The 23283-nt window shown below is 63.0% G+C and carries 21 protein-coding genes; 14 read left to right on the forward strand and 7 right to left on the reverse strand.

The features are described from left to right. Window positions 1–181 precede the first annotated feature (181 nt). The 8 genes from AC0L2Z_RS00210 to AC0L2Z_RS00245 all read left to right on the forward strand — a co-directional run bounded on the left by AC0L2Z_RS00210 (window position 182) and on the right by AC0L2Z_RS00245 (window position 9681). Window positions 182–1492 (forward strand): ABC transporter substrate-binding protein, encoded by a 1311-nt coding sequence (locus AC0L2Z_RS00210; RefSeq protein ID WP_023800423.1) that lies wholly within the window; start codon window positions 182–184, stop codon window positions 1490–1492. 72 nt (window positions 1493–1564) lie between these two features. Beyond that, the gene (locus AC0L2Z_RS00215) at window positions 1565–2440 is read left to right on the forward strand and encodes an ABC transporter permease (RefSeq protein ID WP_023800424.1); all 876 of its coding nucleotides are present in this window, start codon (window positions 1565–1567) and stop codon (window positions 2438–2440) included. A 2-nt stretch (window positions 2441–2442) separates the two neighbouring features. Next, on the forward strand, window positions 2443–3342 hold the full coding sequence (locus AC0L2Z_RS00220; RefSeq protein ID WP_473524315.1) for an ABC transporter permease: 900 nt from the start codon (window positions 2443–2445) through the stop codon (window positions 3340–3342). After that, window positions 3339–4445 (forward strand): ABC transporter ATP-binding protein, encoded by a 1107-nt coding sequence (locus AC0L2Z_RS00225; protein ID WP_128167576.1) that lies wholly within the window; start codon window positions 3339–3341, stop codon window positions 4443–4445. The genes AC0L2Z_RS00220 and AC0L2Z_RS00225 overlap by 4 nt, the downstream gene beginning before the upstream one ends. Window positions 4446–4458: 13 nt before the next feature. Then, the gene (locus AC0L2Z_RS00230) at window positions 4459–4947 is read left to right on the forward strand and encodes a (2Fe-2S)-binding protein (RefSeq protein ID WP_023800427.1); all 489 of its coding nucleotides are present in this window, start codon (window positions 4459–4461) and stop codon (window positions 4945–4947) included. Between the two features lie 2 nt (window positions 4948–4949). Continuing rightward, window positions 4950–7337, forward strand: a complete 2388-nt coding sequence (locus tag AC0L2Z_RS00235) for a xanthine dehydrogenase family protein molybdopterin-binding subunit (RefSeq protein ID WP_473626604.1) — start codon at window positions 4950–4952, stop codon at window positions 7335–7337. Window positions 7338–7347: 10 nt separating this feature from the next. Next, window positions 7348–8169 (forward strand): FAD binding domain-containing protein, encoded by an 822-nt coding sequence (locus AC0L2Z_RS00240; RefSeq protein WP_023800429.1) that lies wholly within the window; start codon window positions 7348–7350, stop codon window positions 8167–8169. A 48-nt stretch (window positions 8170–8217) separates the two neighbouring features. After that, window positions 8218–9681: an amidase gene (locus AC0L2Z_RS00245; RefSeq protein ID WP_473626202.1), complete on the forward strand. Its 1464-nt coding sequence runs from the start codon at window positions 8218–8220 to the stop codon at window positions 9679–9681. Here AC0L2Z_RS00245 and AC0L2Z_RS00250 read toward each other — a convergent pair. The 3 genes from AC0L2Z_RS00250 to AC0L2Z_RS00260 form a co-directional block, all read right to left on the reverse strand. After that, on the reverse strand, window positions 9668–10597 hold the full coding sequence (locus tag AC0L2Z_RS00250; protein WP_473626203.1) for a LysR substrate-binding domain-containing protein: 930 nt from the start codon (window positions 10595–10597) through the stop codon (window positions 9668–9670). The genes AC0L2Z_RS00245 and AC0L2Z_RS00250 overlap by 14 nt on opposite strands. Before the next feature lie 150 nt (window positions 10598–10747). Continuing rightward, window positions 10748–11647, reverse strand: coding sequence for a proline iminopeptidase-family hydrolase (locus tag AC0L2Z_RS00255; protein WP_287226318.1), 900 nt, complete (start codon window positions 11645–11647; stop codon window positions 10748–10750). Window positions 11648–11800: 153 nt separating this feature from the next. After that, on the reverse strand, window positions 11801–12526 hold the full coding sequence (locus tag AC0L2Z_RS00260) for a LuxR family transcriptional regulator (protein ID WP_473626204.1): 726 nt from the start codon (window positions 12524–12526) through the stop codon (window positions 11801–11803). A 298-nt stretch (window positions 12527–12824) separates the two neighbouring features. On the opposite strand from AC0L2Z_RS00260, the gene AC0L2Z_RS00265 reads away from it, so the two are divergent. The 5 genes from AC0L2Z_RS00265 (at window position 12825) to AC0L2Z_RS00285 (ending at window position 18623) form a co-directional block, all read left to right on the forward strand. Continuing rightward, window positions 12825–14498: an ABC transporter substrate-binding protein gene (locus AC0L2Z_RS00265; RefSeq protein WP_473524271.1), complete on the forward strand. Its 1674-nt coding sequence runs from the start codon at window positions 12825–12827 to the stop codon at window positions 14496–14498. Between the two features lie 121 nt (window positions 14499–14619). Continuing rightward, complete coding sequence (locus tag AC0L2Z_RS00270; RefSeq protein WP_287226308.1) at window positions 14620–15648, forward strand: ABC transporter permease; 1029 nt, start codon at window positions 14620–14622, stop codon at window positions 15646–15648. 11 nt (window positions 15649–15659) lie between these two features. Next, window positions 15660–16622, forward strand: a complete 963-nt coding sequence (locus AC0L2Z_RS00275; protein ID WP_287171680.1) for an ABC transporter permease — start codon at window positions 15660–15662, stop codon at window positions 16620–16622. After that, window positions 16612–17634 (forward strand): ABC transporter ATP-binding protein, encoded by a 1023-nt coding sequence (locus AC0L2Z_RS00280; protein ID WP_236370502.1) that lies wholly within the window; start codon window positions 16612–16614, stop codon window positions 17632–17634. The genes AC0L2Z_RS00275 and AC0L2Z_RS00280 overlap by 11 nt, the downstream gene beginning before the upstream one ends. Beyond that, window positions 17631–18623 (forward strand): ABC transporter ATP-binding protein, encoded by a 993-nt coding sequence (locus AC0L2Z_RS00285; protein ID WP_023800438.1) that lies wholly within the window; start codon window positions 17631–17633, stop codon window positions 18621–18623. The genes AC0L2Z_RS00280 and AC0L2Z_RS00285 overlap by 4 nt, the downstream gene beginning before the upstream one ends. 84 nt (window positions 18624–18707) lie before the next feature. Here AC0L2Z_RS00285 and AC0L2Z_RS00290 read toward each other — a convergent pair whose 3' ends face one another. Continuing rightward, on the reverse strand, window positions 18708–19604 hold the full coding sequence (locus tag AC0L2Z_RS00290) for an arginase family protein (RefSeq protein WP_473626206.1): 897 nt from the start codon (window positions 19602–19604) through the stop codon (window positions 18708–18710). Between the two features lie 283 nt (window positions 19605–19887). Then, the gene (locus AC0L2Z_RS00295; RefSeq protein WP_473626207.1) at window positions 19888–20826 is read right to left on the reverse strand and encodes a LysR family transcriptional regulator; all 939 of its coding nucleotides are present in this window, start codon (window positions 20824–20826) and stop codon (window positions 19888–19890) included. 77 nt (window positions 20827–20903) lie between these two features. On the opposite strand from AC0L2Z_RS00295, the gene AC0L2Z_RS00300 reads away from it, so the two are divergent. Beyond that, window positions 20904–21392 (forward strand): cupin domain-containing protein, encoded by a 489-nt coding sequence (locus tag AC0L2Z_RS00300; protein WP_473626209.1) that lies wholly within the window; start codon window positions 20904–20906, stop codon window positions 21390–21392. 17 nt (window positions 21393–21409) lie between these two features. Here AC0L2Z_RS00300 and AC0L2Z_RS00305 read toward each other — a convergent pair whose 3' ends face one another. Beyond that, on the reverse strand, window positions 21410–22486 hold the full coding sequence (locus AC0L2Z_RS00305; RefSeq protein WP_128245433.1) for an ABC transporter ATP-binding protein: 1077 nt from the start codon (window positions 22484–22486) through the stop codon (window positions 21410–21412). After that, the gene (locus tag AC0L2Z_RS00310; RefSeq protein ID WP_023800442.1) at window positions 22483–23283 is read right to left on the reverse strand and encodes an ABC transporter permease; all 801 of its coding nucleotides are present in this window, start codon (window positions 23281–23283) and stop codon (window positions 22483–22485) included. Before AC0L2Z_RS00310 ends, AC0L2Z_RS00305 begins: the two co-directional genes overlap by 4 nt.

Genomic DNA, 23283 nt, shown 5'->3' on the forward strand with positions numbered 1-23283 from the left:
GGGAGAACGGCGCTTGCCGGTGCGCATATCGGCGGCAGATTTGCCCTGCTTATAATTGGAATTTTCACTTCTAATTTGGCGGGCTGCGCAAAAAATATATCCTACCCTCCAGCATAAAGCCGGACATCGAAGAATGTGGATTGCCGACAACAGGCTCGGCATGCAGGGGAAGGGTTTGACCATGAAACAGGTGAAAGAGCCGACGAATACACTGACAAGAAGAAAGTTTCTCAAAGGCAGCGCGGCTGCTGCCGGGGCCGCCGTAGGGTCCGGAGCGATCGGCGGTTTTCCGACGATCTGGGCCCAGGAGATCAAGGACATCGAACTGCGCCACGTCGGCGTTTCGTACTCGGTCGTCAAGGCGATCGGCGACCAGGCGGCCAAGGATCTCGGCTTGAAAGTGACGATGCAGAATCTCGACACCTCCGCTGCCATCAACCGCTTCATCACCCAGCCGAATTCGGTCGATATCGCCGACCTCGAAGGCTGGCAGGCCAAGCTCGCCGCCAAACGCGGCGTGATCCAAGGCATCGAAATCAACAAGATCAAGGAGTTCGATAATATCCTGCCGATCTTCACCAAGGGTGAGATCGACGGCGCAGTGGTGTCGCGCCAGGGCATTTCGCCGTACGAAGCGATGTATATCGAGACGCCCGACGCGACCGATCTCCACGACGGCGTCACCGAATGGGCGACATTCCTGCCGCAAGTCTACAATGCGGATTCGATCGGCTACCGTCCTGATCTGATCGGCCATCCGGTTACCGAGTGGAAGGAACTGATCGACCCGAAGTTCAAGGGCAAGGCGGCGATCCTCGACGTGCCGGCGATCGGGATCATGGACGCCGCCCTGTGTTTCGAGAGTGCCGACCTGATCAAGTACGGCAACAAGGGAAACATGACCAAGGAAGAGATCGACTTCACTATCGACAAGCTGATCGAGCTGAAGAAGTCGGGGCATTTCCGCGCCACCTGGACCACATTCGACCAATCCGTGCAGCTCATGGCGGCCGGCGAGGTGATCATCCAGTCGATGTGGTCGCCAGCGGTTGCCGCGGTTCGCGTCAAGGAGATCCCTTGCGTCTACGCGCCGGTCAACAAAAAGGGCGACAAGGAAGGCTATCGCGGCTGGTGCAACGGGATGGGCTTGATGAAGCACCTCACCGGCAAGAAGCTTGAAGCGGCCTACGAGTATATGAATTGGTACTACACCGGCTGGCAGGGCGCTTTCGTCGCCCGCTACGGCTACTACAGCCCGGTGCCGTCCACCGCCAAGCCGTTCCTCACCGCCGCCGAATGGGACTACTGGTACGACGGCAAGCCGGCGCCGGATGAAGTCAAGGACCCCTACGGCACTCCGATGGAGAAGACGGGTACGGTGCGCGATGGCGGCTCCTTCCTCGAGCGGGTCAAGAACATCTCGTGCTGGAACACGCTGATGGACGAGGCGGCCTACATGAACAAGCGCTGGAACGACTTCAAGGTTGCGTGACCGGCGTCGCCGCAACCGGATCGGGCGCCTTGCCCGATCACACCTTCATCCGAAAATCCTCGGAGTCCGGCGATGACACAAAGCGTTGCGTTCAAGCGAAATCTGGCCGGGTGGGCCTATGTTGCCCCGCTGGTCGTCGTGCTGATCCCGTTCTTCGTGCTACCGCTGGTTGCAGTGGTGGCAGCGAGCTTCTTCGAAACCGATGGCTTCGGCGGATTGTTCCCGGCGTTCAATCTCGAAAACTACACGCAGATACTGACCTCGGAACTGACGTTCAATCTCTATTACGAGACCATCAAGTTCACCGTGCTGACGTGGTTTTTCAGCTTGGTGATCGGCTTCCTCGTCGCTTATTTCCTTGTCTTCCATGTCAGGAACCCGCTGCTTGCGCTCGGGCTGTTCCTGCTCTGCACAGTGCCGTTCTGGACCTCCAACATTATCCGGATGATTTCCTGGATCCCCTTGCTGGGCAAGGAGGGGCTGGTCAATGAGGCCTTGCTCAAGATCGGTCTGATAGACCAACCGCTCGAATTCCTGCTGTTTTCCAGCTTCGCGGTGGTCGTCGCCTATGTCCACCAGCTCACCATCTTCATGATCGTGCCGATTTTCAACGCCATGGGCCGGATCGACAAGCGCGTCGTCGAGGCGGCGCTCGACGCTGGCGCCAGCCGCTTTGATATCATGCGGCTGATCATCGTGCCGCTGTCCAAGAACGGTATCGCGCTCGGTTCGATCTTCGTGATTTCGATCGTCATGGGCGACTTCTTCGTGGTCAAGGTAATGTCGGGCGGCGGCTCTGCCTCTGTCGCCGGCGCCTTTTATGAGGACATCTCGGTGCTGCAATATCCGACCGCCGCGGCCAGTGCAGTGCTGCTCACCGTCGTTCTCGTGCTGACTGTCGGCTTGATCCTGCGCTTCGTCGACATCCGCAAGGAGATCACGCGATGAGCATGGCCCCGACCATCGCCGCAAGCGTGCCGGCGCACAGGAGCCGGGCGATTGCCCCGGCCAGTGGACGCCGGCCGTGGACCTTCTATGTGCTTGCCACCCTGTTCACGCTCTACCTGGTGGCGCTCTACGGTCCGATGGCCTGCATCTATATTCTTTCCTTCCAGGATCTGCGCGGCGGGCTGGTCTTCCCGATCAAGGGTCTCTCGCTGCACTGGTTCGTCGACCTGTTCACGCAGGTCCGCACCGGCGACGTCAAGGGCTCCTTCGAGCGCTCGTTCGAGCTTGCGATCGTGGTCACGGTGCTGACCGTGGTCGTATCCTTCCTGGCCGGACTTGGCTTTCGCAAACGCTTCGCCGGTGACACGACCGTCTTCTATTTGATGATCGGCAGCCTGGTCGCTCCCGGCCTGGTGCTCGGCATCGGCGTCGGACTCATCTTCAACTCGGTCGGTATCGAGGCAAGCCTGTTCACCTCGGCGCTTGGTGCGCAGCTTTCATGGACGTTGCCTTTTGGCGTGCTCGTCATGTTCGCCGTCATGTCGCGCTTCGACCATGCCTGGGAAGAAGCGGCGCGCGACCTTGGCGCCTCGCCCTGGCAGGCGATCCGGCTCGTCGTGATCCCGGTGCTGGCGCCCGGCCTTGTCGCTGTCGCGCTGTTCGGCTTCACGCTCTCCTATGACGAATTTGCCCGGACGCTGCAGACCGCCGGCTCGCTCAATACACTGCCCCTGGAGATCTGGAGCATGACGCTGAACATCACTTCGCCGGCACTCTATGCGCTTGGCACCGTCACCACGATCGTCTCTTTTCTCGTCATCGGGGCAAGTCTGGGCACGATCGCCTTCATCCAGAAGCGGCGCAGGAGCCGCCCGCCCGTTCTCGTGGGAGCCGGCGCATGACGGTCGGCATGGGTCATATTGAGATCGCCGGCGTCGCCAAGAGCTATGACGGCTTCAGCTATGCGGTCGACGGCGTCAATCTGAAAATTCCGGACGGCGCCTATTGCTGCATTCTCGGCCCTTCGGGCTGCGGCAAGACCACGATCCTGCGTATGATCGCCGGCCACGAGGATCCGACCGTTGGCGAGATCCTGATTGGCGGCGAAAGTGTCGTCGGCCTGCCACCGGTCGAGCGCCGTACGGCGATGATGTTCCAGTCCTACGCGCTGTTTCCGCATCTGACGGTTCGCGACAACATAGCCTTCGCGCCCAGGGTCCGTGGGCTCTCGAAGACCGAGCGCTACGCCAGGACTGACGCCATGATCGAGAAGGTACGGCTGGCCGAGTTTGCCAACCGTCTCCCGGCGCAGCTTTCCGGCGGTCAGCAGCAGCGCGTGGCGCTCGCCCGCGCTGCCATTACCGAACCACGGGTGTTGCTGCTCGATGAGCCGCTTTCGGCGCTCGACGAGCATCTCCGCATCAGGATGCGCGCCGAGCTGAGACGCATGCAGCGCGAACTCGGCATCACCTTCGTCCATGTCACGCATACGCAGCTCGAGGCCATCGCGCTCGCCGACATGGTCGTCGTCATGGAAAACGGCAAGATCAAGCAGTCTGGTCCGGCGCGTGAAATCTATGCTGCGCCGAAGGATCGCTACGTCGCGGAATTCCTTGGTGGGCAGAATGTGCTCAGTGGCAAGGTCGGCAGGATTAATGGCACGCGCGCTATGATCGCGAGCCCTGAAATCAACGGCATTACGATTCCGATGCGCGCCGGCGTCCGGCTGGAGGCCGGCCAGGCGATCGACATCGCGGTGCGGCGCGACGACGTCGAACTGTTCCGCACGGGCACAACGCTCTCCGAGCAGGACATGGCTTCGGTGCCGGCGACGATCCTCGGCATCGAATACCAGGGCAATTTCGTCAAGGTGATGCTGGACGCTGCGGGCGAGGAGGAATTCGTCGCCTATGTGCCGGAACGCCGCTTTTTCGAGAATCCATTCGACGTCGGCGATAGCGTCCTTGCCGCATGGCTGATCGACCGCGCGCATTTGCTTGCCTAGCCCGGAGCACACCATGGAAATCAATCTCACGCTCAATGCACGCCCGGTCAGCGTATCGATCGATCCGGCGATGCTGCTGGTCGATCTCCTGCGCGAGCAGCTCTCGCTCACCGGAACTCACATTGGCTGCGACACCAGCCAATGCGGTGCCTGCGTGGTGCATCTCAACGGCGAGTCGGTGAAAAGCTGTACCATGCTGGCAGTCTCGGCAGATGGCGGTTCAGTAGCGACGGTTGAAGGCCTGGCGGGCGCCGGACAGGCGAAGCTGCATCCGATGCAGCAGGCCTTCCATGAAAACCACGGGCTGCAATGCGGCTTCTGCACGCCGGGGATGTTGATGAGCGCGGTCGACCTTGTCGGACGCAATCCCGACCCAACCGAAACGGAGGTGCGCGATTGGCTGGAGGGCAATCTCTGCCGCTGCACGGGCTACCACAACATCGTCAAATCGGTGATCGCCGGCGCCGCCGCCATGCGCGCGGGCAAAGTGAGGGGCTCATGAACATGTCAAAAGTGGTTGGCATCGGCGCGGCGCCGAAGCGCAAGGAGGATCTGCGCTTCGTCACCGGGCGCGGAAACTATGTCGCCGATATCAAGCGGCCGGGCATGCTTTTTGGCGCGTTCCTGCGCTCGCCGCATGCGCACGCCCGGCTTGGAGAGATCGATGCAACTGCCGCCCGCGCCATGCCGGGCGTGGCGGCGATCTATACCGGCGAAGACCTGAAAGCCGACAATGTCGGCGGGCTGCCGGTCGGCTGGGGCATCCACGGCAAGGACGGCATGCCGATGAAGGAGCCGCCGCACCCGCCGATCGCTCATGGCAAGGTGCGGCACGTCGGCGATGCCGTCGCCTTCGTCGTGGCGCAATCACTGGAGCAGGCGCGCGCCGCGGTCGAGGCGATCGAGGTCGAGTACGAGATCCTGCCTGCCGTGGTCGGCGTGGTCGACGCGTTGCAGCCGGGTGCGCCCGCCGTCTACGACGACATTGCCGACAATCTGTGCTGCGACTGGGAGCTGGGCGATGCCGCTGCCGTGGAGGTCGCGTTCGCCGACGCGGCACATGTCGCCAGCATCGAACTCGTCAACAACCGCCTAATCGGCAATCCAATGGAGCCGCGTGCGGCGATCGGGGAATATGATTTCGCGACCGGCCAGCACACGCTGTGGACGACGAGCCAATTTCCGCACGTGGTCCGCTTCCTGATGGGTGAATTGGTGCTCCACATTCCTCAGCACAAATTGCGTGTCGTGGCGCCCGATGTCGGCGGCGGCTTCGGTGTCAAGCAGTTCCACTATGCCGAGGAAGCCGTCGTCACCTGGGCCGCCGCAAAGCTCGGGCAACCCGTCAAGTGGGTTTGCGAGAGATCGGAAGGCTTCGTCTCAGACGCCCAAGGCCGCGATCATTTCACCGAGGCCGAGCTGGCACTCGACGAGAGTGGCAAGTTTCTCGGACTCAGGGTGCGCACACTCGCCAACATGGGTGGCTATCTCTCGACCTTCGGACCAAACATCCCGACCAACCTTTACGCACCGCTGCTATCGGGCGTCTATCGTATGCCGGCTATACATTGCTCGGTGAAGGTGGTCTTCACCAACACCGTTCCTGTGGATGCCTATCGCGGCGCCGGACGGCCAGAGGCGACCTTCGTGCTGGAACGACTGGTCGACGTCGCGGCGATCGAGATGGGCATCGACAAGCGCGCGATCCGCCGCCGCAACATGATCCCGACCGAGGCCTATCCCTACCAGACGCCGGTCATCGTCGAATATGACAGCGGCGATCCGCTGGGCTGCCTCGACAGGGCCGAGAAGCTCGCCGATGCGGATGGCTTCGAGCAGAGGCGGCTGGAATCGGCGGGCCGCGGCAAATATCGCGGCCTCGGCCTGTCCACCTATGTCGAGGCTTGCGGATTGGCGCCATCGCGATTGGCCGGTAGCCTCGGCGCACGTGGCGGGCTTTACGAAAGCGCGACGGTGCGCGTGCACCCGACCGGCGCGGTCACTGTGCTGATCGGCACCCACAATCATGGCCAGGGCCACGAAACGACGTTCGCGCAGATCGTCTCGGATCGTCTCGGCGTGCCGTTCGAAGACATCGACATCGTCTGCGGCGACACCGCCAAGGTGCAGTTCGGGATGGGCACCTACGGCTCGCGCTCGCTTGTGGTCGGCGGAGCGGCGCTCTCGAAAGCCGCCGACAAGGTGGTCCTGAAGGGGCGCAAGATCGCCGCGCACCAACTCGAGGCCGATCTTGAGGATATCATGTTCGACGCGGGAGAGTTTTCGGTCGCCGGAACCGACCGCAAGAAAACGTTCACGGAGATCGCCGGCGCGGCCTATGTGCCCTTCGACTATCCGCTGGAAACCCTTGAGCCCGGCCTCGAGGAGCAGTCCTACTACGACCCGGTCAACTTCACCTATCCTGGTGGCGCGCATTTCGCCGAGGTCGAAATCGATCCCGATACCGGCATGGTGACGCTGGAGCGCTACACCGCCGTCGATGATGTCGGCACGATCATCAATCCGATGATCGTCGAGGGCCAGTTGCAGGGCGGTATCGTACAGGGTGTCGGCCAGGCGCTGTTCGAGCACGGTGTCTACGATGAAAGCTCCGGACAACTGCTCTCCGGGTCCTTCATGGACTACTGTATGCCGCGTGCCGACAATTTTCCGGCGATAGTCGTTGCCCCGCATTCAACGACATGCACCCACACGCCGATGGGCGTGAAGGGATGTGGCGAATGCGGCACTATCGGTTCGCCGGCTGCCGTTATCAACGCCGTGGTCGACGCCCTGCAGCCCCTGGGCGTCACCCATGTCGACATGCCTGCGACGCCAAACAAGATTTGGAACATCATCCGCAATTCGCGCGCCGCGCTCGCAGCCGAATAAGGGGGCTTCGATGAAATCCTTCGACTATCTGAAGCCTGCAACGACCGTGGCAGCGGCTGCCCTGCTTGCCGAGCATGACGACGCCAAGATCCTAGCTGGCGGCATGACCTTGCTGCCCACCATGAAGCAAAGCCTAGCCGCGCCCGTCGCGATCATCGATCTTTCGGCGGTCGCAGCACTTCGCGAGATAGCGTTCGATGAAGGCGTTCTGGTCATCGGCGCGATGGCTCGCCATTGCGACGTCGCCTCCTCAGCGCTGGTGCGGACACATATACCTGGACTGGCTTCGCTCGCCGCGCACATCGGCGATCCGCAAGTCCGCCATCGTGGCACGATCGGCGGCTCGGCCGCCAACAACGATCCAGCCGCCGACTATCCTGCGGCGATCCTCGCTCTTGATGCAACCGTGATCACGATCGAACGGACGATCCCCGCCGACGCGTTCTTCGTCGATATGTTCGAGACTGCGCTCGAAGCTGGCGAAATCGTCACCGGTTTCCGCGTCCCGGTTCCCGACATGGCGGCGTATGCGAAATTCCGCAGTCCTGCATCGCGCTATGCGATTGTCGGCGTGTTCGTCGCACGAACGGCCGGAAAGGTGCGCGTCGCGGTCACGGGTGCAGCCTCGTCGGTGTTCAGGGCAACCGACATCGAAACGGCGCTGCAGGAGCGGTTCGATCCGGATGCGCTGAGCCGCGTGTCATTGGATCCGTCGGGATTGAATTCGGACATCCATGCGGATCGGGAATATCGCGCCAATCTCATAATGGTCATGGCGCGACGCGCGGTCGCCGCAGCGCTCCGGAATGCCGACGAAAGTGCAACAAAATAGCGGTCGGCCGGCGTGGTTCGGCCGCGCGAGTCCGGCCCGGGAGGGCTCATGACCATGATTCCAGTCAATGTCGGCGTAGCCAGTGCGCCGGGCGATCTTGCGCGTCTCTCTGCCGTCGACATGGTCGCCGGCTACAGGGCGGGCCGTTTCGACCCCGTTGATGTGATCGAAGACACGGTGTGTGCGCTCCGCCGCATGGATGCGGTCTGCAATATCGTTGTGACTGATCTCTACGAAGAGGCTGTTTCCGCAGCCAAGGTGATCGCGCAGCGTTACCGAAAAAGCGCCGAAACCCGCCCGCTGGCAGGGGTTCCCGTCACCGTCAAGGATCTCATCTTCGTCGCCGGCAAGCCGGCGAAGGCGGGCGCGCCCTCATTTGCCGGCTTCGTGCCGCCAGTCGATGCCCATGTCGTGCGCCGTCTACGCGACGCCGGCGCCATCGTAACCTGCAAAACGACCACCTGCGAATCCGGTTACAAGCTCACTGCCGACAGTCCCGTCAGCGGCATAACCCGCAATCCCTGGTCGCTGGAGCGAACCAGCGGCGGCTCCAGCGGAGGTGCTGCTGCGGGCGTCGCCGCCGGCTGCGGTCCGCTGGCAATTGGAACCGATGGCGTCGGCTCGATCCGCGTACCTGCTTCCTTCTGCGGGGTCTTCGGCCTTAAACCGACTTACGGCCTCGTTTCGCGCGCGCCCGGCTTCTTTCCGCCATCATGGGGATCGCTCGCGCACACCGGTCCAATAGCGCGCACGGTTGCGGACGCTGCTCTGCTGCTCGAGACAATAGCGGGCTATGATGTGCGCGACGCCGCCTCGCTCGCCCTGAAGCCGCAGGAGTACTCCAGGATTCCGCCATCGGTCATGGGTCTGCGCGTCGCTTTTTCGGTCGATTTCGGGTATGCGCCGGTCGATCCGCAAGTGCGTGCGGCGTTCGCCACCGCACTCGACATTCTGGCCTCCGCGGGCGCCAACCTCGTCGAGGTTCCCTTCGCCCTCGACCCGGATATTCTCGACAGGGTGCTCAATCCGATCGCCTTCACTGAACAAGCGGCATCGGTTGGTGATCGCGGCGCGGAAGCATTTCTCGACTCGGACGAGGAGTTCCGCGCCGTTCTTGACAAAGGCCTCACCTACAGCGGCGCTGATTACATGGAGGCGACGCATCTGCGCTCCCGGCTCCGGAACCAATTCGTCGAACTGTTCCGCACCGTCGACGTGATGCTTACGCCGACAGTTGCGGTTACCGCCTTCGCGGCCGGCACGCTCGGCACGTCCTGCATCGACGGGCATCCGGTCGACGCGCATCTGGGCTGGTCGCCTTTCACGTGGCCGGTCAATCTGTGCGGCCTGCCGGCCGCGACGGTCCCGTGCGGACGTGATTCTTCGGGCCTGCCGATCGGCGTTCAGATGATCGCACCATGGATGCGCGAGACTTCCATCATCGCTCTCGCGGGAGCCTTTGAGGAAGTGCGACCCTGGACGGAGGAATGGCCGCCGCTCAACCTTCGTTGAGCGGCCTTTCGGATTTGGGTTCGCGCATGTCCGGCATCACCACAGCGCCGATCTCCCGGTTAATATCGAGGTAGTGCGACAGGTAGTCATAGAGCGCCTTGGCCGCCGGCTTGGTCGTGCCCTGCGCCTTGTAAAGCAGCAGGTCAACTTTGGGCAGCGTGGGAAAGTCGCCGCTAGCCACGATCTCGCGCATGCCCGAAACGAGTGCGCTGCGGCCGAGCACGGTTACGGCCATGCCTGAAAACACCGCCGCCTGGAGCCCGCTGACACTCTCGCTCACGCAGGCGATCCGCCATGAGCGGCCCGCCACTTCGAGGTGCTCTATCGCATGATCGCGATAGATGTTGCCCGGCGGAAGCAGCGCCAGAGGCAGAGGTGTCTCGGTATGCGCCGTCGAGTGTTCTCCGGTGATCCAGACGAGCTGTTCCTGACGCACCACTCGCCCGCCGATGAAGTCGTTCATCCGCGTGACCAGCGCGATGTCGATTTCGCCGCGATGGACCTGTCCGACCAGCGGCGTCGACAGCGAGCAGTGAAGCTGGACCTGGACGCGCGGGAAGGCACGCTGGAATACCGCAAGGATCGACGGCAACAAATAGGCCGCGTAGAGGTCGGGGGTGCCGAGGATCACCTGACCTTCGATATCGGGCGATGAGAGGCGCGAGAGCAGTTCGTCGTGCAGACGCAGGATCGAATTTGCATAAGAAAGCACCAGTCTGCCATCGGAAGTGAGCACCATTTTGCGCCCATCGTGACGGAACAGATTGCAGCCGCAGATCACGTCGAGCCGCTGTAGCTGCAGGGTAATGGCGGGCTGCGAGCGGCTGAGGCGCCGCGCCGTCTCAGTAATGCTGCCGGTTTCCGCGACGCACTGCAGCGATCGGAGCATTCTTATGTCGACGCTGATGAGGTTCATATGTTCGAGCCAGATCCGATGCGGCCGGTCTAACTACGCAAGATTCATTCCAGCCGACCTTCGGCGCAGTTTTGTGCTCCGTCGCGCAACTCGATTGGCTAAGCCCGGCACGATAAGCTTGTGCAAAGACAGGCTGCTGTGGGGCAGGCCTCAATCGTATTTGGCGACAAAACGTCCGACGGCGGCGAGGCAATCGTCCTTCTCCTCGACATGCGGCATGTGGCTGGAATTCGGGAAGACAATGCCTTCCACGTCCGGGATGCGATCGAGAAAGGGCTGGACGCAGGCTTCGGTCGCTTCGTCGTAAAATCCGCGGAACGCCAGCGTCGGCGCCTCGATCAGATGCAGGCGCTCGACGATGGTCCAGTTCCGCATCGTGCCGATGACGTGGAATTCATTGGGTCCGTTCATGGTGTGATAAACCGTCGGATCCGCGTCGATTGCCGCGAATGTCCGGGCGACCTCCCGCGGCGTTGGAAGGACACGGCAGACGTGGCGGTCATAGAAGGCTTTGGTTGCCGCAACATAATCCGGGTGATCGGTGGTCCCGGCTGCCTCGTGCCGGTCAAGCGCGAGTTGCACATCGGCCGGCAGCCCGGCCCGCAATTGCAGCGCGCCTTCCACCCATAGCGCCATTGAGGCCAGCGAATTGGCCAGGATCAATGCCTTGAGCCCGGCAGGGCGTCGCACGGCATGTTCGGCCGAAAGTATGCCGCCCCAGGACTGGCCGAGCAGGGCGTAACGCTCGGCAATGCCAATGTGAGCGAGCAGCGCATCGAGTTCGCCCAAAAAGAAATCGACGGTCCAGAAGTCGCCGCCCTTGTCGGGCAGATGGGTCGACTTGCCGTTGCCGATCTGATCGTAGTGGATGACGGCCCGCCCGGTATCGGCAAGCTCCCTGAATGAATCGACGTAGTCGTGGGTGCAGCCCGGCCCGCCGTGAGCGACGACCAATGGCAGCTTGCCCGAGTTGAGATCTCCGATCACGCGATACCAGGTGCGGTAGCCCCTGTAGTCGCTGAATCCTTCGGTGGTCGCATGTGCCGTCACAGTTCCAAGCTCCGGGTCCTGGCTGGCAGGAACCAAAGTGACGGACCCTCCCAAGCCTTGTTTGCGGCCGACGGTACTAAGCGGCCCGGCGCATTTACAGCTAGCACTATTTATAGGTTTGCCCTGGCGGGAGGAGCCCTCAGGCGGAGAGCCTCAATGCTCCGGCTCGAGCAGCCGGTAGTGGGCAGCCAGCGCGATGGCGTGGAAGCGGTTGCGCGCGCCAAGCTTGCGTGTCGCCGCGTTGAGATGCAGCGTTGCTGTCGGCACCGCGCGGCCAATCTCGCGCGCGACCTGCTTGGCCGTCAGTCCGGCGGCGGCGAGGCGCAGGCACTGGCGCTCGCGCGACGTCAGGTGGACGTATGGGCAGGTGCGGATGCCGGCATCGAAACCGGCGTAGACGGAGTCGTGCAAGAGATGGCCCAGATCGCCGATTTCGGCGATTAACTGCCTTGCTTCGGCCTCGACCCCTGGCTCTGGGTCGGCGCGGATCGCGGTGAAGGTGGCCAGATCCCCACCGGCAAGACGGATGGGCACGGTGACGCCGCAGGTCATCCTGGTATCGAGCAGATAGCTGATCACCGGATCATGCCTGGACCGAAGCACATGCTGCATGACGGTGCTCTGAACGCCCTTGTGCGACCAGAGGAACGGCCTCGATACGGCGAGCGCGGCTTCCTGCACCGGGTCAAGCTGATAATAGCCGCCTTTGCACCAGAGATCCTGCATGTCGCGCGGCACGTTGTGCAGAGCCATCAGCGACGGGGTGATCAGGTCGCCCTCATGGCTGACCGGCACGGGCGTATAGTCATAGATGAATGAGGTGAAACCGACGGGCTCCAGCACATCGGTCGCCACCGCCATGGCGGCGTCGATGCTCATTCCCGTTCGGAACCGGCTCTCTAGATCGCCTGAAAAGCCCTGCATGCGACAAGCTTACCCGCTGGCCATTGCTTGTCAAATAGCCATGTCACCCGCGTGCCCAATAGATAGGCTTAAGGCTGGCCTCTCCGACCTATCTATCTTAATAGCTATCCTGCTCGGCTTCGCTGGTCGTAGTCTTTGCGATTGGGCGAAGGTGCGGAGACCACCCGCGACCCAGATCATTTCCAGCCACGCCGCGGTCGTCGATTGCGTATAGCGTGGCCAGTCGACACGCTTTCCACGAGGAAACACAGCCATGCGACCCCAAAAGGCACTTGCAGCGTTGATACCCGGCCTGGCTCTGCTCGGCATGACGATCGTGTCGCCGCCGAGCAGTGCCTTGGCCGCGGAAGGCAAGCTTGGCGGCACGCTCCGCTTGCTGGCCAACGCCGCTGCCGGCACCGCCGATCCGCATATCAATTACACGCTGCAGTTTTTCCAGATGAACTATATTCTCTACGATGGTCTGGTGACCTACAAAAAGGCCGGGGACAAGACCGGCTTCGAGGTGGTCGCGGACCTTGCCGAAACCCTGCCGAAGGTCGAAAACGGCGGCAAGACCTACGTCTTCAAGCTGCGCAAAGGCATCAAGTTCGCCGACGGCTCGGACGTCACCAGCAAGGATGTGGTGGCTTCGTTCCAGCGCATCTTCAAGATCAGCGGGCCGACGGCCGGGACCTTCTACAACGGCATCGTCGGCGCCGATGCGTGTTTGAAAACCCCGGCGACATGCACCCTCGATGGCGGCCTGTCGGTTGACGACGCAGCCGGAACGATCACCTTCAACCTGGTCCAGCCGGATGCCGAGTTCCTGCAGAAGATCGCCATTCCGCACGCGGCGATCCTGCCGGCGGGCGCGCCGCTCAAGGATGCCGGCACTGATCCGATCCCGGGCACTGGGCCCTACATGATCGCGAGCTATGATCCGAACAAGCTGATGAAAATGGTGCGCAATCCTCACTTCAAGGAATGGAGCAAGGAAGCCCAGCCGGCAGGGTATCCCGACGAGATCGACTATGAATTCGGCCTCACCGACGAAGCGGCGGTGACGGCGGTCGAGAACGGGCAGGCGGACTGGATGTTCGATCCGCCGCCGGCGGACCGTCTTGGCGAACTCGGCACCAAATATGCCAAGCAGGTCACGGTGCATCCGCTGATGGCGATGTGGTATGCGCCGATGAACAACAATCTGGCGCCGTTCAACGACATCCGTGTTCGCCAGGCGGTGAACTTCGCCATCGACCGCGCCGCGATCATCAAGCTCTTTGGCGGCAGCAATCTGGCACAGCCGGCTTGCCAGATCCTGCCGCCGGGCTTCCCGTCATTCGCGCCTTATTGCCCATTCACCGCCAATCCGGGCGAAAAGTGGTCGGCGCCGGATATGGACAAGGCCAAACAACTGGTTGCTGAATCGGGAACTGCTGGTCAGGAGGTGACGATCATCACCGAGGACAGCAGCGTCTCGAAGTCGATCGGGGTCTATCTGCAGGACGTGCTCAACCAGCTCGGCTACAAGACATCGGTCAAGCCGATCTCGCAGAACATCCAGTTCACCTATATCCAGAACACCAACAACAAGGTGCAGATCTCGGTCTCGCAATGGTTCCAGGATTACCCGGCGCCATCCAATTTTCTGGAAGTGCTGTTCAGCTGTGCCTCATTCACGCCGGGCTCGGACGCCTCGGTCAACATTTCCGGGTTCTGCGACAAATCGATCGACGCGTCGATGGCCGAAGCAGAGACAGCCACCATCGCCGACCCAGCCAAGGGCGCAACACTCTGGACGGCCATCGACAAGGCGGTGACGGACAAGGCCCCGGTCGCTGTTTTGTTCACACCCAAGCGGGTCGATGTCGTCTCTTCCAGGCTGAAGAACTTCACCTTCAGCCCGCAATTCTACTGGATCGTCAGCCAGTCCTGGGTCGAATGATCCCCTCGAGCCAATGCGACGGAGTGCCACCGGCGCTCCGTCGCATTTCCTTTTCCGCCGGATCAGCGCATCTTCCAGGTCGAGATTTTTGCCAGGCAATCCCGTTTATGGTCCCCCGTTCATGGTCAATGTCATTGCGGACCAGCCTGCCGCCCCGGTCCGCCAGGCCGCCGCTGGCCCATGGCGCACGGCATGGCGCAAGCTTAAAGCCGATCGTTCGGCAATAGCGGCGTTCGGTGTGCTCGTCGTCATCGTCATCGCTTCGCTGGCGGCGCCGCTTTATGCGCAATACATCGCCCACACGGATCCTTTCGTAACCAATCTCAACGGCGAGATCGTCATCGATGGGGTGACCCAGCCGGTACTGCAGGCTTCCACCGAAGGCCTTGGCCTCGGCATGACGCCGATTGGGCCGACCTGGCGGATCGGGCCGTATCTGCTCGGCGCCGACAATCAGGGCCGTGACGTCGCGGCGCGACTGCTTTATGGCGGGCGGGATTCGCTGCTGATCTCGGGCGCTGCAGCTGTGCTGTGCCTCGTCCTGGCGACCTTTCTGGGGGTTGTTTCCGGGTTCTTCGGCGGCATTGTCGATGTCGGCCTGTCGCGCATTCTCGACGTGCTCTGGGCGTTCCCGGTTTTCCTGCTGGCGATTTCCCTGTCGATCGTGCTGATCGCGCAGAGCATCCAGATCGGTCCGTTCGAAATCCGCTCCGGCAGCCTGTGGCTGCCGATCTTCATCATCGGCATCGTCTATGTGCCCTATGTGGCACGGCCGATCCGTGGCCATGTCCTGACCTTGATGCAGGCCGAATTCGTCACCGCGGCGATCGGGCTTGGCGCGTCGCCCTGGCGCATCCTGCTGCGCGACATCATGCCAAATGTGGTGACGCGCATCATCGTTTTCGTGCCGTTGATCCTGGCACTCAACATGATGACCGAATCCTCACTGTCGTTTCTGTCGATCGGCGTGCAACCGCCGGACGCCAGTTGGGGCACGATCATCCAGGACGGTCAGGGCCTGCTCTATTCCAGGCCGATCGTGGCGCTGGCGCCCGGGCTTGCCATTGTCATCACCGTGCTGGCTCTCAACATTCTCGGCGACGGCGTGCGCGATGCGCTCGATCCGAAATCCTCGCCGAGGGGCATCTAGTGCTTGCCGCCATGAGTTTTCGGCTCGGCCAGATGGTGCTGGTCATGTTCGGCATCAGCGTCGTCGCTTTCCTGATCTTCTTCGCAACGCCCGGTGCCGATCCCTCGGCGCGCATTGCCGGCCGCAACGCGTCCCAGGAGACATTGGTCCAGGTCCGCCACGATTTCGGTCTCGATCGGCCATTGCCGGTGCAATACGGGCTGATGATGAACCGGCTTTTCGTCAGCCGCGACCTCACCTCCTTCGTCAATCGTGGGCAGCGCGTAATTCCCGCGGTGACAGCCGCCATTCCGGTTACGCTGTCGCTGGTCGGCGGCGCGGCGGTGCTGTGGGTGTTGGGCGGACTGATCGTCGGGGTGATCGCCGGGGCGACGCGCGGCACGTTTATCGACCGGGCGCTGATGATCCTGAGCCTGATTGGAGTGTCCGTTCCGGTCTTCTGGCTCGGCGAGGTCGCCAATCTGCTGACACAGAGCCGCTGGCATGACACCTGGCTGTTTTCTTGGGTTCCTCCGCTCGGCTACATCCCCCTGACACAGGACCCCTGGGGCTGGTTCAAGGCGCTCGTCATTCCGTGGTTCACGCTGGCGACGCTTTATGTCGGCCTTTACGGACGGGTGCTGAGGGCAAGTCTGATCGAGATGATGCAGGAGGATTTTATCCGCACCGCGCGGGCCAAGGGGATCGGCGAGCGGCGGGTTTTGCTGCATCACGGCCTCAGGACGTCACTGGTGGCATTCGTCACCATGTTCGGTCTCGATTTCGGTGCCTTGGTCGGCGGCGGCGCGCTGTTGACCGAAGTGGTCTTCGGGCTGCAGGGCGTCGGGAAATTGACCTATGAGGCACTGCAGACCCTCGACCTGCCGATGATCCTTGCCACGGTGATCTACGCCTCGTTTTTCGTGGTGATGGCAAACTTCGTCGTCGACGTCGTCTTCGTCTTTATCGACCCGAGGGCTCGCGATGTCCGTTAACGCTCCCCTTCTCGTCGTCGAGGGTCTCACCGTATCCTTCCGCAGCGACGCGGGGCTGGTGCGGGCTGTGGCAGGCGTCTCGTTTGCCGTCGAGCAGCGGGAGATCGTCGGTGTCGTCGGTGAGTCCGGTTCCGGCAAAAGCCAGACCTTGCTGGCCATCATGGGGCTGATCGACAGCCCCAATGCCGTCGTCTCCGGTTCAATCCGCTTCATGGGGCAGGAGCTCGTCGGGCTCAACCGGCGTGCGCTCGATGCCATTCGCGGCCGCCAGGTCGCGATGATCTTCCAGGATCCGATGTCGGCGCTCACCCCGGTGCATACGATCGGCAACCAGATCGGCGAGCAGGTGCGTGCGCATGAGAAAGTGTCGGCGCGGGCGGCGCGGGCGAGGGCGGTGCAGTTGCTGGATGCGGTCGGCATTGCCAATCCTGATCGGGTCGTCGACGGCTATCCGCACCAGCTCTCCGGCGGCATGCGCCAGCGTGCGGTGATTGCGATGGCGCTCTCGTGCAACCCGGCGCTGCTTGTCGCGGATGAACCGACCACGGCCCTGGACGTGACCGTGCAGGCGCAGATCCTCGAACTGATCGGACGGCTGCGCGATCAGTTCGGCTCGGCGGTGATCCTGGTCACACACGATCTTGGCGTCGTCGCCCAGGTCGCGGATCGGGTCTTGGTCATGTATGGCGGACGCTTCGTCGAGGAGGGCCGCAAGAGCAGCGTGTTCCGAACGCCGCTGCATCCCTACACATGGGGACTGTTCGGCTCGATCCCGCCGATGGATGGTGAGCGTCCGGTACGCCTCGCCGCGATTCCGGGAGCTCCGCCTTCCCTCTCCAACCTGCCGAAAGGCTGCGCCTTCGGTCCGCGCTGTGCCTTTCGCCACGATGCCTGCCTGGTCCAGCTCCCGACAATGCGTGGCGACGGCCATCGCGCCGCCTGCGTATTACCGGAAGCCAGACGCAAGCAATTCAACATCCACAAGGCTGTCGGCGTGGAAATGCAACGATGAGTGCTGCGCCACGCGAGCGCCCGCTACTTCGCGCCGGAGATCTTTCGAAGCATTATCACGTCGGCCGCTCGATTTTCCCGGCGCAGCGCCGGACGGTCCAGGCGGTCGACACGGTATCGCTCGACATCTGGCCCGGGGAAACGCTTGGCATCGTCGGGGAGTCAGGTTGCGGTAAATCCACTCTTGGCCGATGCCTGGTGCGTCTGACCGATATCACCTCCGGTTCTCTGGAGTTCGAGGGCCGCGACATTACCGACGCGTCCCAGCGTCAGCTCCGTCCGTTGCGGCGACAGATGCAGATGGTCTTTCAGGATCCGAGCGCCTCGCTCAATCCACGTCGGCGGGTCGGCGATCTGCTGGCCGATCCGTTCCGCATCCATGAGCGCATCTCGGCATCGGAAATGACGGACCGCGTCGCCGAGCTTCTGCGCCGGGTCGAATTGTCCCCCGAGCACGCGTCGCGCTATCCCCACGAATTCTCGGGCGGCCAGCGGCAGCGGATCGGCATTGCTCGCGCGCTGGCGCTCCGGCCAAGGCTGATCGTGGCCGACGAGCCGGTCTCGGCGCTCGACGTTTCGATCCAGGCCCAGATCGTCAATCTGCTGGCCGATCTGCGCGAGGAGTTCAACCTGACCTATGTATTCATCGCCCATGATCTATCCGTGGTGCGCCAGATTTCGACGCGCGTGGCCGTCATGTATCTGGGATCGGTCGTGGAGAGCGGGCCGACCGATCTGGTCTTTGCGGCGCCCAGGCACCACTACACCACGGCACTCCGTTCCGCGGTGCCGATACCCAGTATCGATCGGGCACGACGCGAGCGGCTTGTCCTGAAGGGTGACTTGCCGAGCCCGATGAACCCACCCTCCGGCTGCCGGTTTCACACCCGCTGCCCGGCTGCCACTTCCATGTGCCGCAACGAACGTCCGCTGCTGCAGAGCACGGGCGACGGTCGCCTGGTTGCTTGCCATCATCCGGGCGGCGGGTAAGGCGCGGGATTCTCGTTGGGGGAGGGGACAGGTCGCGTGTGGCGGCGAAGTCGAAGCACAACGGTCTAGATTGCTCCCGTCCGCTCAAGCGGGCGCGGCTGTGCCGAGAGCTGCGGCCAGGACATCAGCGAGGCCACGGCCGGCGCTGCCGTCCTCGTCGAGGCGCGGATTGTAGATGGTGACCTCGATCCCGACCGCCTTGCCGCTCGCCAGGATGATGCGGAGTGCCGCCGACAGTTCGTCCCAAGACAGCCCGCCCGGTATGCGGAAATCGACCGCCGGCATGATCGCATCGTCGAGACAATCAGCGTCGAGATGGATGAAGAAGCCGTCGAGTTCCGCCCGCGTCAGGTGGCCAACGGCGGCCCGGGCGGCGGTTTCGACGCCCAGGCGGCGGATGGCGTGCAGATCGTAGGCCATGAACTCGGCTGGCAAAGGCTGGCTGCCGAATTCGGCCTGGTCCTCGTGGTCGCGAAATGCGAAGGCGACGACGTCCCCGGAGCGCACCAACGGGCGGCGGCCCTCCAGGTCGGTCAGCAGCGCCGGCCCGTAGCCGGTGACGAAGGCCAGCTCCATCGACGCGCCTTCGCTGTTGGGCTCGGCTTCCGGCTGGAAGAAATCGGCGTGGCCGTCGATGAAGAACAGGCCGTAGCGGCCGCACCGGCGCAGCGCGAGCATCGGACCCAGCAGGATCGTACAGTCGCCGCCCAGCACCACCGGGAATTCGCGGGCGTGCAGCACCTCCTCCACGGCGTCGGCGAGCTTGGGTGACCACGCCACGATCGCCTTGGCATTCAGCGTCAGGGTGGCAGGGTCGGGCTTCGGGTCTTTCGGCGGGACGGCCAGCCGCCCGGCGCGGCGCGCATGGATGCGTTCGGCGAGGCCCAGTTCCAGCAGCCGACCGGGCAAGGCTTCAACGCCGTCGGTCGCCAGACCCAGCGAGGACGGCGCTTCAAGGATGGCATAGGGGCGGGTCGGCATCAGGTGCTCCCAGGTATCGCGAGTGAGAACCGGCGCAACGCCAGCGGTTTCCGCTACTGAGCGCTGCGCGGCTGCCGGTTTGACGGCCCATAAGCGACGCTTTTGCAGCCAAAAAACTCGCCTCGCAGCCGGCGTAACCCAGTACGTGGGCGAAACCGAGGAGATTTCAAGCCGCCGCCCAACTTCCCTGTTGAAGGCAGGATCGCAAGTTTTCCGACCGGTGGGAGACCGTTTTTGAGCGCATTCAGAGAGGACGATGCGCGGCCAAAACGGGGCGCTCTTCTCAAAGGCCCTCATCCCAATACGGTGCGCGTCCTATGCATCGAGCAAGGTGGTCGACGAAGGCACGGACCTTCATCGACATGAGCCTGTTGCTGGGATAGACGGCATAAATCGTGCTGGCTGGAGGCTCCCAGGCATCCAGCACGCGGTGCAGCGCGCCGGTACGCAGCGGCTCCGCCACCGCCCATGTGGGCAATAGGGCGATGCCGATGCCGTCGAGCGCGGCAACGCGCAGCATCTCCGCATTGTTGCTGCGAAAGCTGCCGCCCACGGTCACCCGCACCTCGCCAATTTTGCCGGTAAGGCGCCATTCATCGCCCCAAGGCAAAAGGCTGGTGCAGAGGCAGTTGTGCTTGGCGAGGTCGCCCGGCTCGCGCGGCGCTTCATGCTTGGTGAGATAGGCGGGCGCAGCACAGGCGACGAGCCGGGATGGCGCGAGCTTGCGCACGACAAGCGGCGAATCCTCGAGCGCGCCGATACGGATCGCCAGATCCAGCCCCTCATCGACCAGGCTCACATGCGTTGGGCTCAAGGCAATGTCGACGGAAAGGTCCGGATAGCGCCTCAGGAATTCCGGGACGGCCGGCGCCACATGCATCCAGCCGAAGCTGTCGGGCGCCGATATGCGAAGCGTGCCGCGCGGTTCGCGCTGCAACGCGCTCGCCTCTTGTTCCGCCGCTTCAGCTTCGGCGAGAATCCGGGCGCAGTGGCGGTAGTAGGCTGCGCCCGCTTCGGTCATCGAGAGCCGACGCGTGGTGCGGTTGAGGAGGCGAATGCCCAGGCGCTGTTCGAGCCGCTGGACATGGGCGCTGACTGCCGATTTGGAGAGTCCGAGCCGGTGAGCCGCAGCCGAGAAACTGCCGCTGTCCACGACGCGAGCGAACGCCGCGATGCCATTGAGCGGGTCCATCGTCGGATTGTCCTGAAATCCGGACGGCATGTCCATACAATTCCGGCTAATCGACGGACGAGAACGGCCTATCTCCTGGTGAACGACCTGCACGAAGGAGATCGACGATGGATGCCAAAGCTACAGCGGCTGAAGCGTTCGTGCGCGAGCCGGCGGCCGGCTCGACGCTCAACGTTTTGGGCATCACCCATATCTACAAGGCCACCGGCGCCGAGACCGCCGGGTCCTTCTCGCTCTGGGAGTCCGTGGTTCCGCCGGGCGCGGGAGTGCCACCGCACATCCATGTCCGAGAGGATGAAGGCTTTTATGTGCTGAGCGGCGAACTCGTCATCGAATTCGAGGGCCAATCCGCGCCCCATCGCGTTGCGCCCGGCGGCTTCTTCTTCGGCGCACGCGGCCGGCGCCATGCCATCCGCAATGTCGGCGACAAGCCAGCTCGCGTGCTCGTCTTCTGCGCACCGAGTTGCGGCCTTGATCAGATGTTCGCGGAATTGGACGCCGCGACTGCCGCCGGCACGCCGGAGATGGCAAAGGTCGTGGCCATCACCGCCAAATACGGCGTCACCATCGAGGCGCCGGCTGATCCGCCGCACTGAGGTCGAACGATCGTCTGTCAGGCCGGAAACAGAAATGCGGCGGCGGGATCGAAATAAATCTGTCTGCTCGAGGCGATGCCCTCCTGTGCTCGCGCCATGTCGGATGTCGGCCTAACGTCGATCTCCTGGCCGGCGGCGGTGCGTGCGATGACGCGCCGCCGCTCGCCGAAGAAGGCGGTGTCGATGAATTCGACCGCAAGCCCGGCCGTGGCCGCGCCGGGTCTCAGTCGAAACGCTTCCGGCCGCACCATCAGCCGGGTCTTCTGGCCTTGGCTGAACTCCCGATCGTTCCTGACGCCGGAGACGACCGAGCCATCGGCGAGGCGGATCGTGGCGGCGCCGTCGACGGTTTCAAGATGCTCGGCCGGCAGGAAATTGGAATTTCCGATGAAGCTGGCGACGAATTCGCTCGCAGGTCTCAGATAGAGGTCCTCACCGCTGCCGATCTGCTCGATGCGCCCGTCACGAAACAGGGCGATGCGATCCGAAAGATGCAGCGCCTCGTCCTGATCGTGGGTGACGTAAAGGATCGTTACGCCGGTTTCGCGATGGATGCGCCGTATCTCGGCCTGGATTTCCTCGCGCAGCTTCTTGTCGAGCGCCGAAAGCGGCTCGTCCATCAAAAGGATCGGCGGATCGTAGGCCAGCGCCCTGGCAAGCGCCACGCGCTGCTGCTGTCCGCCGGAAAGCGCGCCAGGATATCGGCCGCCGAAACTCTCGAGCCGTACCAGCGACAGCATCTCGGCGACTTTTCGGTTCACCTCTGCGTCCGGACGGCGGCGCACGCGCAACGGAAAGGCAACGTTCTCGGTGACGGTGAGATGCTGGAACAGCGTGTAGCGCTGGAACACCATGCCGATATTGCGCTTGTGCGACGGCACCGACAGCAGCGACCTGCCTTCGAGAAGAACGTCGCCGGATGTCGGGTGCTGAAAGCCGGCGATCGCATAAAGCGTCGTCGATTTGCCAGAACCGGAAGGGCCGAGAAAGGTCAGGAACTCGCCCTTGGGTATGTCGATGGTGACATCGTGTACGGCGACGATGCTGCCGAACGCCTTGCGCAGGTCGCGAATGGAGAGGAACGGTTCGGTCATTTCGACAATTTCCGCCGAATGAGTGCGGTTACGATCATCAGGCTCAGCGTCAGAAGAACGAGAAGGCTGGAGGCCGCAGCGATGACCGGGCTGAGATCCTGGCGCAGGCTGCCCCAGATCTTGACCGGCAAGGTCTGCAAGGTGGGGCTTGCCATGAAGATTGCGACCACCACCTCGTCCCATGAGGCGAGGAAGGCAAAGATCGCCGCCGAAAAGATCCCGATCTTGATCGCCGGCAAGGTGACCCGGAGTTTTGCCTCGAAGGGGCTCGCGCCGCAGACGATCGCCGCATCCTCGATGGATTTGTCGAAACCTTCGAGTGCCGCAGTGATCGGAATGATGGCGAAGGGCAGTGCCAGGACCGTATGGGCGATGACGAAGCCTACCGTGGTGCCGCCGAGCCCGATCCGCAGGAAGAATGCATAGATGGCGATGGCGAAGACGACAACCGGCAGCACCATTGGCGTCAGCAGCAGGCCGCGAAGCGTATTGCGCCCGCGAAACTGTCCCCTGACCAGCGCGAAAGAAGCCAGCAGCCCGATGACGACGGCAAGAATCGCGGCCATGGTGGCAATGCGCGCGCTGGTCAGCGCCGCTTCGAGCCAGGCCGGATCGGCGAAGAGCTCCTCATACCATTTCAATGTCCAGCTTGGTGGCGGAAAAGCCAGCCACCGCGACGACCCGAACGACAAAAGCACGATGAAAACCACCGGCAGCAGCAGAAACGCGGCAACCAGGCCGGTGAAACCCAGAAGTGCTGCGCGCAGCCAGCCCAGCCGGTCGTAGTCGAGCAGCAT

The organism is Mesorhizobium sp. WSM4850 (assembly GCF_055811735.1).